The 13458-nt window shown below is 60.2% G+C and carries 10 protein-coding genes; 5 read left to right on the top strand and 5 right to left on the bottom strand.

Annotated features, from left to right (window positions below; translation table 11 throughout):
- Nucleotides 1–6: 6 nt before the first annotated feature.
- A complete protein-coding gene (gene hydA / locus BLU01_RS01090; protein ID WP_092269637.1) occupies nucleotides 7–1446 on the bottom strand; it encodes a dihydropyrimidinase in 1440 nt (479 codons plus the stop codon).
- Nucleotides 1447–2067: 621 nt separating this feature from the next.
- Here hydA and BLU01_RS01085 point away from each other — a divergent pair.
- The 4 genes from BLU01_RS01085 (at nucleotide 2068) to BLU01_RS01070 (ending at nucleotide 7029) form a co-directional block, all read left to right on the top strand.
- Complete coding sequence (locus BLU01_RS01085; protein ID WP_092269634.1) at nucleotides 2068–3552, top strand: NCS1 family nucleobase:cation symporter-1; 1485 nt, start codon at nucleotides 2068–2070, stop codon at nucleotides 3550–3552.
- Nucleotides 3553–3694: 142 nt separating this feature from the next.
- Entirely contained in the window at nucleotides 3695–4978 is a 1284-nt protein-coding gene (locus tag BLU01_RS01080; RefSeq protein ID WP_092269632.1) for a Zn-dependent hydrolase, read from the top strand.
- Nucleotides 4979–5077: 99 nt separating this feature from the next.
- Complete coding sequence (locus tag BLU01_RS01075) at nucleotides 5078–6574, top strand: helix-turn-helix transcriptional regulator (RefSeq protein WP_092269629.1); 1497 nt, start codon at nucleotides 5078–5080, stop codon at nucleotides 6572–6574.
- Nucleotides 6575–6780: 206 nt separating this feature from the next.
- Entirely contained in the window at nucleotides 6781–7029 is a 249-nt protein-coding gene (locus BLU01_RS01070; protein WP_092269626.1) for a DUF1652 domain-containing protein, read from the top strand.
- Nucleotides 7030–7684: 655 nt separating this feature from the next.
- Here the strand turns inward: BLU01_RS01070 and BLU01_RS01065 are convergent.
- From BLU01_RS01065 to BLU01_RS01050, 4 genes are all read right to left on the bottom strand, one after another.
- On the bottom strand, nucleotides 7685–8452 hold the full coding sequence (locus tag BLU01_RS01065; protein WP_092269623.1) for an SDR family oxidoreductase: 768 nt from the start codon (nucleotides 8450–8452) through the stop codon (nucleotides 7685–7687).
- Nucleotides 8453–8583: 131 nt separating this feature from the next.
- On the bottom strand, nucleotides 8584–9651 hold the full coding sequence (locus tag BLU01_RS01060) for a phosphotransferase family protein (RefSeq protein WP_092269620.1): 1068 nt from the start codon (nucleotides 9649–9651) through the stop codon (nucleotides 8584–8586).
- Between the two features lie 304 nt (nucleotides 9652–9955).
- Nucleotides 9956–10921, bottom strand: coding sequence for a 2-hydroxyacid dehydrogenase (locus BLU01_RS01055; protein WP_092269617.1), 966 nt, complete (start codon nucleotides 10919–10921; stop codon nucleotides 9956–9958).
- Between the two features lie 204 nt (nucleotides 10922–11125).
- On the bottom strand, nucleotides 11126–11728 hold the full coding sequence (locus tag BLU01_RS01050; RefSeq protein WP_092269615.1) for a TetR/AcrR family transcriptional regulator: 603 nt from the start codon (nucleotides 11726–11728) through the stop codon (nucleotides 11126–11128).
- A 383-nt stretch (nucleotides 11729–12111) separates the two neighbouring features.
- Between BLU01_RS01050 and BLU01_RS01045 the strand changes: the two genes are divergently transcribed.
- Complete coding sequence (locus BLU01_RS01045) at nucleotides 12112–13392, top strand: HAAAP family serine/threonine permease (RefSeq protein ID WP_092269612.1); 1281 nt, start codon at nucleotides 12112–12114, stop codon at nucleotides 13390–13392.
- The last annotated feature ends 66 nt before the right edge of the window (nucleotides 13393–13458 follow it).

Raw genomic sequence — 13458 nt, 5'->3', positions numbered from 1 at the left:
TCGAACTCAGCGCTTTACCGCTGTCGGCTTATTCAGCTCAGCGCGCTTGCTGAGCAAATCAAACACCGCCGGGTACGCCGGCCGTTCGACATAGCGCCCGGCGCCACGCTCGGCGCGCAGGTCGCCATCGGCCCAGACCACGCGGCCCTGACTGACGGTGTGGCTCGGCACACCGCGCACGGTTTTGCCTTCGAAGATGTTGAAGTCGACTTTCTGATGATGGGTTTTTGCCGAAATGGTGCGCGTGCCCTCTGGGTCCCACAGCACCAGATCGGCATCGGCGCCGACGCGGATCGCGCCTTTGCGCGGGTAGAGGTTGAAGATCTTCGCGGTGTTGGTGGAGGTCAGTGCGACGAAATCCTGCATCGACAAACGCCCGGTGTTCACCCCTTCATCCCACAGCAGCGCCATGCGGTCTTCGATGCCGGCGGTGCCGTTGGGGATCTTGCTGAAATCATCGCGACCCGCCGCTTTCTGCTCGGCGCAAAAGCAGCAATGGTCGGTGGCGGTGGTGTGCAGGTTGCCCGATTGCAAACCGTGCCAAAGCGCTTCCTGGTGGCCGCGCGGACGGAACGGCGGGCTCATCACGTAACCGGCGGCGGTCTGCCAGTCCGGGTGTTGGTAGACGCTGTCATCGAGCAGCAAATGCCCGGCGAGCACTTCGCCGTAGACCTGCTGACCCTTGCTGCGCGCATAGGTGATTTCGTCGAGGGCTTCCTGGGTCGAGACGTGCACCAGGTACAACGGCGTGCCGATGGTTTCGGCAATCCGGATCGCCCGGCTCGCCGCTTCACCTTCAACTTGCGACGGACGCGACAGCGGATGCGCTTCCGGGCCGGTGATGCCTTGCGCCATCAATTTGCGTTGCAGGTGATAGACCAATTCGCCGTTTTCCGCGTGCACGGTCGGCACCGCACCGAGTTCCAGGCAGCGTTCGAAACTCGCTACCAGCGTGTCGTCGGCGGCCATGATCGCGTTTTTGTACGCCATGAAATGCTTGAAGCTGTTGATGCCGTGATGGCTGACCAGTTCGGCCATTTCCTCACGCACCTGCTCGCTCCACCAGGTAATCGCGACATGGAATCCGTAGTCGGAAGCGGACTTCTCGGCCCAGCCGCGCCACTGGTGAAACGCTTCCATCAGCGACTGCTGCGGGTTGGGAATCACGAAGTCGATGATCGACGTCGTTCCCCCGGCCAAACCAGCCGCCGTGCCACTGAAAAAATCTTCGCTGGCAACGGTGCCCATGAAGGGCAATTGCATGTGCGTGTGTGGGTCGATGCCGCCGGGCATCAGGTATTGGCCACTGCCGTCGAGCACTTCAGCGCCCGCCGGAACATCAAGGTTGTCGCCAATGGCTTTAATTACGCCATCAGCGCAATAGACGTCGGCGCGGTAACTTTCATCATGGGTAATAACGGTGGCGCCACGGATCAACAGAGACATTCCGAGTTCCTCGCAGGCATGACCGACTTATGCCGGTTCTAAATGTTTTGTATGAAGCCAGCGCAAACAGGTGTATTCCTGTCATCGCTGTCAGGAATAGAAACTAGTCGTAGTTTTTGGAATGAGCAAGAATAATTTTTATAAGCTTATGCCTGTTTTAACCAATTGAAATATAAGCAATAAATACATAAATCACCAAAATGGTGAGGCTGTTCACCATTTTGACGCACTTGACAGGAACGCAAAATAGACGAGATTTCCTATGTGAAATCAGCCGCTTGAGGAAGGTCTATGGTTGAGGCGCAATGCTGAAAAAAACATTGATGCACCAGATTGAGTCCTGACTGTTTCGACAACTTGCTGCACATTCGGCCTGAGTGGCGTTGCAAGTAACCGAAGACTCATTAATTGAATAAATAAAACTCAATGACTTCAGTTGTTTAGCAGGATTTTATGGCATTGGCCGTTGCATCAGTGGGGACCCCGGCACGTTTATTGATGCCGCCGCTGACACCTTGGCCGGTCCGTAAAAGTTGTCAGTTCCTCCGGCCATCGTCGGTTGGCGCGAGCAAGCGCCGGCCCCTGATGAGCAAAAAATAATTCAAAGAAAGTGGAGCGGCCATGCAACAGATCAGATCGCAAGTGACCGAGCGCGACGGCTTGTTCGAGCTCGAAGCCGGCACCGACGTCCTCGACAGTCCTCGTTACAACCACGACATGGCACCGACCAAGGTGCACGAACGAACCTGGAACAAGTGGCACATCACCGCGCTGTGGATCGGCATGTCGATTTGCGTGCCGACCTACACCCTTGGCGGCGTGCTCACCGCGTATTTCGGCTTGAGCGTCGGCGAGGCGCTGCTGGCGATCCTGTTTGCCAACCTCATTGTGCTGATCCCGCTGACCCTCAATGCCTTCGCCGGCACCAAGTACGGCATCCCGTTTCCAGTGTTGCTGCGCTCCTCGTTCGGCATCCTCGGCTCCAACGTACCGTGCCTGATCCGGGCATTGGTGGCGTGTGGCTGGTTCGGCATTCAGACGATGTTCGGTGGCCTGGCGATTCACCTGTTTCTCGGCTCGATTTTCGACGGCTGGAAGTCGCTCGGCGGCACCGGCGAGGTGATCGGTTTCATGGCGTTCTGGGCGCTGAACCTGTGGGTGGTGCTGCGCGGGGCCGAGTCGATCAAATGGCTGGAAACCCTCTCCGCGCCGCTGCTGGTGGCGGTCGGCATCGGCCTGCTGGTGTGGGCGATGCCCAACGTGTCGATGACCGAACTGTTGGCGATTCCGCCGAAGCGCCCTGAAGGTGCAAGCGTGGTCAGTTACTTCGCCGCCGGGCTGACGGCGATGGTCGGGTTCTGGGCGACGTTGTCGCTGAACATCCCGGACTTCAGCCGTTACGCGAAAAGTCAGAAGGACCAGATTCTCGGGCAGATTTTCGGCTTGCCACTGACCATGTTCCTGTTCGCCGCTCTTGGCGTGGTGATGACTGCCGCGTCGGTGAAACTGGTCGGCGTGACCGTGTCGGATCCGGTCAGCCTGATCGGGCATATCCAGAGCCCGGTGTGGGTCGCGGTGGCGATGGCGTTGATCATCATTGCGACGCTTTCGACCAACACCGCAGCGAACATTGTCTCGCCGACCAACGACTTCCAGAACATCGCGCCCAAGGTCATCAACCGCACCAAAGCGGTGTTGCTGACCGGTGTGGTCGGGCTGCTGCTGATGGGCCACGAGTTGCTGAAAAAACTTGGCTGGATCGTTTCCGAGGTCAGCCTGGAGACGGTTTATTCGAACTGGCTGCTCGGCTATTCCAGCCTGCTCGGGCCAATCGCCGGGATCATGGTGGTGGATTATTTCCTGATCAAGAAACAGCAACTGGACCTCGCCGGGCTGTACCGCGATGACGTGTATCCAGCGTGGAACTGGTTCGGTTTTATCGCCTTCGGCGTGCCGGTGGTGCTGACCCTGCTGTCGCTTGGGAGCGATGCGTTCAGCTGGTTCTACAGCTACGGCTGGTTTACCGGTTCGGCGCTGGGCGGGGTGATTTATTACGGGTTGTGCTCGATGCGGACCAGCCCGTCTGTTGCGAAGTCATCGGTGTGATTGCTCGCCTCTTCGCGGGCAAGCCTCGCTCCTACAGGTTCGTGCAGTCCCTTGTGGGAGCGAGGCTTGCCCGCGAAGACGGCCTCGAACACACCAAAGAACTACCTGAAGAAACCCATAAGAACAGCCTGAGGAGATCACCATGAACGCAGCCGTAGACGTTCTGCAATCCACCCATCAGCACATCAACCGCGACCGCTTGTGGCAGTCGCTCATGGAACTGGCCAAGCTGGGCGCCACGGTCAAGGGCGGTGTTTGTCGGTTGGCCCTGACCGACCTCGACCGCCAGGCCCGGGACATTTTCGTCAATTGGTGCGAGGAGGCCGGCTGCACCGTGACGGTCGATGGCATCGGCAATATCTTCGCCCGCCGTCCCGGTCGCAATCCCGACCTGCCACCAGTGATGACCGGCAGCCATATCGACACCCAACCCACTGGCGGCAAGTTCGACGGCTGCTTCGGCGTGCTCGCCGGAGTCGAGGTGTTGCGCACCCTCAATGACCTCGGCATCGAAACCGAGGCGCCGCTGGAAGTGGTGGTCTGGACCAACGAAGAAGGCTCCCGTTTTCCGCCGTGCATGATGGGCTCCGGGGTGTTTGCGGAAAAATTCACCCTCGAAGAAACCCTGGCCAAAGTCGACGTCGATGGCGTCACGGTCGGCGACGCGCTGAACGCCATCGGTTACGCCGGGCCGCGCAAGGTCAGCGGCCACGCGGTCGGTGCCTATTTCGAAGCACACATCGAACAAGGCCCGATCCTCGAAGACGAACACAAAACCATCGGCGTGGTGATGGGCGCACTCGGGCAAAAATGGTTCGACCTGAAACTGCGCGGCGTCGAAGCCCACGCCGGGCCGACGCCGATGCACTTGCGCAAGGATGCCCTGGTCGGCGCGGCGATTATCGTCGGCGCGGTCAATCGCGCCGCCCTCAGCCACCAACCGCACGCCTGTGGCACGGTCGGCTGCCTGCAAGCCTACCCCGGCTCGCGCAACGTGATTCCCGGTGAAGTGCGCATGACCCTCGACTTCCGGCACCTGGAACCGGCGCGCCTCGACTCGATGATCGCCGAAGTGCGCGAAGTCATCGAAACCACCTGCGAGGCCCACGGCCTGACCTTCGAACTGACCCCGACCGCCGACTTCCCGCCGCTGTACTTCGACAAGGGCTGCGTCGATGCGGTCCGCGACGCCGCCCACGGTTTGGGCCTGTCGCACATGGACATCGTCAGCGGCGCCGGGCACGACGCGATTTTCCTCGCCGAACTCGGCCCGGCCGGGATGATCTTCGTCCCGTGCGAGGGCGGCATCAGCCACAACGAAATCGAAAACGCCGCACCGGATGATCTCGCGGCCGGTTGCGCGGTGTTGTTGCGGGCAATGCTGGCGGCGTCGGCGGCGATCGCCAGCGGACAATTGGCGGCCTGATCAGCAGGTCAACTTCGCGCAGCACTATCGCAAACCCGTGCGGTCGTAATCTTCACAGGGCGGTGCCGCAGAGCGCCGCCGCCATTTTGTGGAGAGCCAATGAGCCAGGACGTCCTGACCACCGAAACCAATCGTCGTCAGTTGCAGCAGATCATCGCCGGTTTGTCCGACGGGGTGATTTTGCTCGAACTGGATCAGACCATTCTCTGGGCCAACGACGCGGCGCTGGCCATGCATGGGGTCAGCCGGGTCAACCAGCTCGGGGCGAATGCCAAGGAATACGCCAAGCGCTTCAACTTGCGCTATCGCAACAATCATCCTGTGCCGACCGAAAGCTACCCGATCAATCGAATCGCCGGTGGCGAGGTTTTCAGCGATGTGTTGGTGGAAGTAACGCCGAGCGACGATGAAGAAAGCCTGTGGGTGCACAACGTGCGCAGCATGCAATTGACCGACAGCGCCGGGCAGGTGGAATCGCTGGTGCTGATCATGAGCGATGTCACCGAGTGGGCCAGCGCCGAGCAGCGTTTCGAGAAGACCTTCAACGCCAACCCGGCGCCGGCGGTGATCTGTCGCCTGAGTGATTTGCGCTATATCAAGGTCAATCAGGGTTTCCTCGAAATGACCGGCTATACCCGCGATCAGGTGATCGGCGTTTCCACGTATGAGCTGGACATCCTCGACGGCGCCGAAAAACGCGATTTGGCCATCGAACGCCTGCGCCAGCACACAACGATTCCGCAGATGCAGGCCGAACTAAAACTGCCCGAGCGTGGCAATAAACAGGTGATCGTCGCCGGCCAGCCGCTGGAGCTCAACGAAGAAGCGTGCATGTTGTTTTCCTTCGTCGACATGGAACCGCGGCACAAGGTCGAACTGGCCTTGCGCCAGAGCGAGGAGCGCTTTGCCAAGGCGTTTCGCTTGACGCCGATGCCGACGCTGGTGTGCGGCGCCGAGAATGAACTGGTGATCGACGTCAACGACGCGTTCCTGGAAACCCTCGGGTATCCGAGCGAAGAAGTGCTCGGTAAAACCGTTGAGGAAATCGACTTTATCGATGACTCCGGCACCCGCACGCGCCTGTTCGCCGCGCTGGAAAAGGCCGGCAAACTGGATCGCGTCGACGTGCGCATTCGCAAAAAGGGCGGCGAGCTGATCGAGTGCAACGTTTCGGCCGACACCGTGAACATTCAGGACAGCCCGTGTTATCTGCTGGTGTTGATGGACATCACCGAACGCAAACGCACTGAAGTCGAGTTGGTGGCGGCAATCGAAGAAGTGATGAAAGACGCTTCGTGGTTCAGCCGCACGCTGATCGAGAAACTCGCCAATGTGAAGAGCGTCAATTCGCCGAAACTGCCTAGCGTGTCGTTCACCGACCTGACCGCACGCGAGCGCGATGTGCTCGGCTTGATCTGCGAAGGCCTGGCCGACAAGGAAATCGCCGCGCGCCTGAAACTGGCGCTGAACACGGTGCGCAACCACGTTTCGACGGTGTATTCCAAGCTTGATGTGCACAGCCGCAGTGAGGCGATTGTCTGGGCGCGCGAGCGCGGGTTGTTCGCCAGCGAGTGGCGGCCCAAGGCGCAGCGTTAGGGTGCAAATGCACTAGGCGCAAGGGGGCAAATGCGGGTTCTGGCCGGGTGGCGCAGTTCGTAATCTGGGAAGGTGCGGTAGAGCCTGCGGCGGGATGTCGCGTCGCTGCGAAAGCGCATTTTCGAAACAGACAGAGGAACAGCTACATGGATCAGCAACCGTTCAATGGTGTGTTCGATTTTGCAGTGTTGGTCGGGTGACCCGGAATGATTTATCTAACGCAGTTGCGTGCTCAACTGGAGCGTAGCTTTGCGCCGCTGGCTTGTGATTGTGCGCTCACTGGGGACAACTCCTTGACGGTCAAGCTCTACCACCCGGCGTCGGGTCAGGTGGATCTGGTGGTCAGCGGGTTGAGTGCGGCGAATTTGCGCACGCCGGAAGCGGTGGTCGCGTTGATTGAAGAGCTGCGCTATGAGCTCGAAAGCAATAGTTTGCATCGCTCTGAAAAAATGTAAGCAATAACCAACCTGTAGGAGCAGAGCTTCTCGGACTCACCTGTAGGAGCAAAGCTTGCTCGCGATAGCGGCGTGTCAGACGACGGAAATACAGGCTGACACGCCGCCTTCGCGAGCAAGCTCTGCTCCTACAGGGATCGGGAAAATTCTGATCTTCTGGCATTGCCCGGCGGCTGGGCTATAAGAAATGCGTGGTATTTATTTTCCGTGTCGCGGAAAAACCCCCGATCAGCCACCGCAGGTCAGCCTATGAAGAGTCTTGGGAAACGGTCGTTCACGCCGCTGTCGCTCGTATTCTGCGCAATCATCTTGAGTGGTTGCGCCAGTCCTCCACCGCCACCCCCCGCAGCACCACCGCCACCTCCTGAACGCACCTGCGAAACCCAGGACAAAACCGACGTGCTCGGCGATGTACGCGCCGACGGCCAGGTAACGCGAGTGACCACAACCACGCGGTGCGTGACGCAGTAGCGCCTGAGCTTTTGTGGCGAGGGGGCTTGCCCCCGTTCGGCCGCGCAGCAGTCGTACGACCATTGACGGCCGCTTCGCGCCCTTACGGGGGCAAGCCCCCTCGCCACAGGACCAAAGGTTCTTCGCGAGCAAAGTAAAAAGGCAGCCATGGTCGGCTGCCTTTTTTCGTGTTACCGGCGCCGCGTCAGGACAGAAACCCGCCATCCACGTTCAGCGAAACACCGGTCGTGTAGCTGGACGCATCGCTCGCCAGGTACAACACCGCGCCGGCCATTTCGCTCGGATCCGCCACGCGTTTCAGCGGAATCTGCTGCAGCGCAGTCTTCAGGATCGCGTCGTTTTTCACCAGCGCCGAGGCGAATTTGGTGTCGGTCAGGCCCGGCAGCAGGGCGTTGCAGCGGATGCCGAACTGCGCGCATTCCTTGGCGAACACTTTGGTCATGTTGATTACCGCAGCTTTGGTCACCGAGTAGATGCCCTGGAAAACTCCCGGTGAAATGCCGTTGATCGAAGCCACGTTGATGATGCTGCCGCCACCGTTGTCGCGCATCAGCTTGCCGGCTTCGACCGACATGAAGAAGTAGCCGCGAATGTTCACGTCGACAGTCTTCTGGAACGCCCCGAGGTCGGTGTCCAGCACGTTGCAGAACTGCGGGTTGGTCGCCGCGTTGTTGACCAGAATATCCAGGCGTCCAAATTGTTCGCGAATGGTCGCGAAGACTTGGCTGATCTGTTCCATCTCGCCGATGTGGCAAGCAATCGCAGTGGCTTTGCCGCCAGCGGCGATGATCGCGTCGGCGACGTGTTGGCAGCCGTCGATTTTGCGGCTCGAAACGATGACGTGCGCGCCTTGCTGGGCCAGCAGTTTGGCGATGGCTTCACCAATGCCACGGCTGGCGCCGGAGACGAAAGCGATCTTGCCGTCGAGGTCGAACAACTGAGTCTTGGACATGGGATTTCCTTGTTATAGGCCGGATATTTTCAGGCGCCAGTCTTGCCGGCGAACAACGATGACGCGGCTTTATCAATACACCGCAGCGTCTGGTTCGCCGGCAAGCCTGGTTCCTGCGGATCGTCTTGCTATCAAAGGCTGGATTTCTGGATGACCTGCAAACTCATCTGCTCCAGCAGTTTGTTCATGTGAATGAACTGCGCGAAGCGTTTGTCCTGGGTCTGGCCATGGAAGAAGCGGTAGTAGATCTGCTGGACAATCCCGGCGAGACGGAACAGGCCGTAGGTGTAATAGAAGTCGAAATTGTCGATCTGAATACCGGCGCGCGCGGCGTAATAGTCGACGAACTCGCGGCGGGTCAGCATGCCCGGTGCGTGGCTCGGCTGGCGACGCATCAGTTGCACCGGCGCCGGGTCGTCGGCCTCGATCCAGTAGGCGAGGGTGTTGCCCAAATCCATCAACGGATCGCCGAGGGTGGTCAGTTCCCAATCGAGCACGCCGATGATTTGCATCGGGTTGTGCGGGTCGAGGATCACGTTGTCGAAGCGGTAGTCGTTATGGACGATGCTTGAGGTCGGGTGGTCGGCCGGCATTTTCTCGTTGAGCCAGGCTTTCACCGCTTCCCACTGCGGCGCATCGGGGGTCAGGGCTTTCTCGTAGCGCTCGCTCCAGCCCTTGATCTGACGAGCGACGTAGCCTTGCGGTTTACCCAGGTCGGCGAGGCCGCACGCGGTGTAGTCGACCTGATGCAGCTCGACGAACTTGTCGATAAAGCTCTTGCACAGTGCTTCGGTTTTCGCCGAATCGAGATTCAGTTCCGGCGGCAGTTCCGAGCGCAGGATGATGCCGTTGACCCGTTCCATCACATAGAACTCGGCGCCGATCACTGTTTCGTCGGTGCAGTGCACATAGGCTTTTGGGCAGTACGGAAAGCCGTCCTTGAGCTGATTGAGAATGCGGAACTCGCGGCCCATGTCGTGGGCGGACTTGGCTTTGTGGCCGAACGGCGGGCGACGCAGGACAAATTCCTGTTGCGGGTATTCGAGCAAGTAGGTGAGGTTCGACGCGCCGCCAGGAAACTGGCTGATCTGCGGGGTGCCGCTCAGGCCCGGAATATGCGCCTTGAGGTAGGGATCGATCAGGCTGGCATCGAGTTCTTCGCCGGAGCGGATACGGGTGGACTGGTCAGTAAGCGCCATGCTTATCCCTTCTGCTTATTTTGGAGGCCAGACATCATTGGCTAATCTAATGCTGAGACGGGCGTGCCACAAGCTCGGCCCGGTCTTATAGGTTAGCGTGTTGCCGGATAATCAGCGTTCCTGATGCGCGGGGATGGCGGGTTTGAACGGCAGCCTACAGACCACCAGAGAACCCATGTGGGAGCGAGCTTGCTCGCGATAGCGTCCTGCCAGCCACCATTCATCTCGGCTGAACCGACGCTATCGCGAGCAAGCTCGCTCCCACAGGGTTGTCTATTGATGGTAAGAGACAGTGCAGGCAGGTCTAGCCCATCCGGCTGACCAGCGTGGTCGGTAGCGTAATCGGCGTCAGCACCGGTTCACCCGCGAAGAACGCCACGAGGTTTTTCCCCACCAGCTCCACCGTGCCCTGCGTCGCTTCCGGCGACAGCCCGGCCACGTGGGGGGTCAGGATCACGTTGGCCAGCGTCTTCAGCGCATCCGGCACTTGCGGTTCATGGTCGTAGACGTCGAGTGCGGCGCCACCGATTCGCCGTTGTTCCAGCGCGCTGATCAAATCCGCCGTGGCCACCACACTGGCCCGCGCGATATTCACCAGAAAGCCGTCCGGCCCCAGCGCCTCCAGCACTTGGCGGTTGATCAAATGTTGCGTGGCCAGCCCGCCGGGCGTCGCGACGATCAAAAAGTCCGAGGCCCGCGCCAGTTCGGTCGGCGTCGAGCAGTAGCTGTACGGCACGTGGCTGCGGTGCTGGCGGTTGTGGTAACTGACGCTCATGTCGAAGCCATTTGCCGCACGCTGAGCGATGGCCATGCCGACCGCGCCCAGACCGAGAATGCCCAGGCGTTTGCCGGCCAGCGACGGACGCATGATTTTCGGCCATTCGCCACGGCGCACGGCGGCGTCGGCCCGTGGGATATCGCGCACCAGCGCCAGCAGCAACGCCATCGCGTGATCCGCCACCGACGAGGCGTTGACCCCGGCGCCGTTGGTCACGGTAACCCCACGGTCGCTGGCCGCTTGCAGGTCGACATGCTCGTAACCGGCACCGATCACGCAGATGATTTTGAGGGCGGGCAGGGCGGCGATCTCGTCAGCGTACAAACCCAGCGGACCACGCGTCAGCACCGCGTCGATGCGCGCGCCATAGGTGTCAATGGCCTGGGCGCGCTCGGCGGGCGTCGGCGCCAGAATCAGGTGAAAGCCCTGACGTTCGAGAATCGGCAGGTAGTCATTAATCGTTTCAACCAATACCAGAACGGTTGCAGTCATGCTGGGCTCCTGTGGGCGCCGAGGTCGGAAACTCGAAAGTGCTTTCAGATTGCTGACTCAAGAGCGGTTTGGCAATCACCAAAGAGGATAGGCCATGCCCTTGCAGATCGCCGGAACGCGCACCCGCGAAAACCTGTGGGAGCACAGCTTGCTGGCGATGACTAACCTGAGGACGCCATCGCGAATACGCTTTGCTGCGATGTGTCACGGGTTTGGCGACGGGGCTTCCTTGGTCAAAAACGTGCGTGCCGCTTCGAGGATTTCGTCGGACAGGGCGTCGCCACGGGTGGCGCGGGCGAGGGTCAGGGCGCCGACCATCAGCGAGTAATCGACCAGCGCCTGGCGCCGATTCTGCGCGGCGTCGCCCGCGTCGATCAGCGAGCCGTAGGATTGCAGCAATCGGTTGAGGCCATCGAGGAAGGTCTGGCGCAAACCGCTGTCGGCCGCTTCGTGGCACATGTCGCCGGCGAAGGCGACCACCGGGCAGCTGTCGCCGGGATTGTCGCGGCTGGTGGCGGACAGGTAAGGATTGATCAGGGAACGGCGTGCCTGGTCCTTGTTGTCGTGCTCGGCGATTCGCGCGTTCCAGCGCTCGGCAGACTGCTTGAACGCCCGGCCACCGGCCTCGCGCGCCAGGGCTTCCTTGGACTCGAAGTGGCCATAAAAGCCGCCGTGGGTCAGGCCGGCGGCGCCCATCACGTCAACGACGCTGATGCCGTGCAAGCCACGCTCGCGGAACAGCCGCGTGGCGGCCTCGACGATGATTTCGCGGTTGAGGTCGGCTTGCTTGCGGGAGACTCGAGGCATCAGCGGCTCACAGGTGTAAAGAGGTCGGTGGGTTAAAAATACATGACGATGAACCTTTATCAAGCGTCAGATTAGTCCGGCAGACGAAATACACGCCCCCCCAACACTGAATAACCCTGTAGGAGTGCGCCTGCTCGCGATGGCGTCCTCACCTGCGAAATCACTCTCGACTGACCCACGGTCATCGCGAGCAAGCGCGCTCCCGCAGGGGCTTGCGGCGCTGTAGGCATCTGATCCGCACAACCGCTCCTCAGCTAAGTCTTTGCTTCTGCTCGTTAATCCCGGACAATCGCGCCCCTGTTTCGATCAGGGCGCTGCCTGTCGGGTTTTTCCGACTCGTCCTGGTCGGGTAGCAACTGACCGGAATGCGGAGATCCCACCGGATGAATGATCAGGCCAATAGCGTCGACGAACGCTATGTAGCGGCGAAACCAGCGACGCTCGAAAGCTGGAATCGCCATGACACCACCTGGATGCTGGGCCTGTTTGGCACGGCGATCGGGGCGGGCACCTTGTTTTTGCCGATCAATGCGGGCCTGGGCGGCTTCTGGCCGTTGCTGGTGCTGGCAGTGCTGGCGTTCCCGATGACGTTCTACGCACACCGTGGCCTGACCCGTTTTGTGTTGTCCGGCCGCGAAGGCGCCGACATCACCGAGGTGGTTGAAGAGCATTTCGGCATCAAGGCTGGCGCGCTGATCACCTTGCTGTACTTCTTCGCGATCTTCCCGATCCTGCTGATCTACAGCGTGGCGCTGACCAACACCGTCGGCAGTTTCCTCGAACACCAACTGCACATCACGCCGCCGCCGCGGGTGGTGCTGTCGTTTGTGCTGATCCTCGGTTTGCTTGCGGTGGTGCGCTGCGGCGAGCAGGTGATCGTCAAAGCCATGAGCCTGATGGTTTATCCGTTTATCGTCGCGCTGCTGTTTTTGGCCGTGTTCCTGATTCCGCACTGGAACGGCGGCATCCTCAGCACCGCTTCGACCCTGCCTGAGCCATCGGCGCTGCTGCACACGTTGTGGCTGGCGATCCCGGTGATGGTGTTTTCGTTCAACCACTCGCCGATCATCTCGGCGTTCGCCGTGGACCAGAAGCGTCGTTACGGTGAACACGCCGAGGAGCGCAGCTCGCAGATCCTGTCGCGCGCCCATGCGTTGATGGTGGTGATGGTGTTGTTCTTTGTGTTCAGTTGCGTGCTGACGCTGTCGCCGGCGCAGTTGGCTGAGGCGAAAGCGCAGAATTTGTCGATCCTGTCGTACCTGGCTAACCATTTCAGCAATCCGACGATCGCGTTTGCGGCGCCGTTGATTGCCTTTGTGGCGATTTCGAAGTCGTTCCTCGGGCACTACATTGGCGCCAGCGAAGGTCTGAAGGGGCTGATCGTGAAGAGCGGCAAGCGTCCTTCGCCCAAGGCACTGGACCGCATGACGGCGGCGTTCATGTTGGTGGTCTGCTGGATTGTTGCGACGTGGAACCCGAGCATTCTGGGGATGATCGAGACGCTGGGCGGGCCGATTATTGCGGCGATTCTGTTTTTGATGCCGATGTATGCGATTCGCAAGGTGCCGGCGATGGCGCGGTATCGTGGGCAGGCGTCGAATGTGTTTGTGACGGCCGTGGGCCTGGTGGCGATTTCGGCGTTGATTTATTCGCTGAGTGCTTGATTGCTGCGCTTTGCTTTTATGAAGTGATAACGGCTGACCCGATTGTGGGTCGGCCGTTTTTTTTGC

This window comes from Pseudomonas prosekii, assembly GCF_900105155.1.
Taxonomy (GTDB): Bacteria; Pseudomonadota; Gammaproteobacteria; order Pseudomonadales; family Pseudomonadaceae; genus Aquipseudomonas; species Aquipseudomonas prosekii.
This window is presented reverse-complemented; position numbering and strand designations above follow the sequence as displayed.

Excerpts from the sequence above, each read along its gene's own strand:
- hydA (WP_092269637.1), bottom strand. The coding sequence starts at position 1,446 with ATGTCTCTGTTGATCCGTGGCGCCACCGTTATTACCCATGATGAAAGT.
- BLU01_RS01085 (WP_092269634.1), top strand. The coding sequence starts at position 2,068 with ATGCAACAGATCAGATCGCAAGTGACCGAGCGCGACGGCTTGTTCGAG.
- BLU01_RS01080 (WP_092269632.1), top strand. The coding sequence starts at position 3,695 with ATGAACGCAGCCGTAGACGTTCTGCAATCCACCCATCAGCACATCAAC.
- BLU01_RS01075 (WP_092269629.1), top strand. The coding sequence starts at position 5,078 with ATGAGCCAGGACGTCCTGACCACCGAAACCAATCGTCGTCAGTTGCAG.
- BLU01_RS01070 (WP_092269626.1), top strand. The coding sequence starts at position 6,781 with ATGATTTATCTAACGCAGTTGCGTGCTCAACTGGAGCGTAGCTTTGCG.
- BLU01_RS01065 (WP_092269623.1), bottom strand. The coding sequence starts at position 8,452 with ATGTCCAAGACTCAGTTGTTCGACCTCGACGGCAAGATCGCTTTCGTC.
- BLU01_RS01060 (WP_092269620.1), bottom strand. The coding sequence starts at position 9,651 with ATGGCGCTTACTGACCAGTCCACCCGTATCCGCTCCGGCGAAGAACTC.
- BLU01_RS01055 (WP_092269617.1), bottom strand. The coding sequence starts at position 10,921 with ATGACTGCAACCGTTCTGGTATTGGTTGAAACGATTAATGACTACCTG.
- BLU01_RS01050 (WP_092269615.1), bottom strand. The coding sequence starts at position 11,728 with ATGCCTCGAGTCTCCCGCAAGCAAGCCGACCTCAACCGCGAAATCATC.
- BLU01_RS01045 (WP_092269612.1), top strand. The coding sequence starts at position 12,112 with ATGAATGATCAGGCCAATAGCGTCGACGAACGCTATGTAGCGGCGAAA.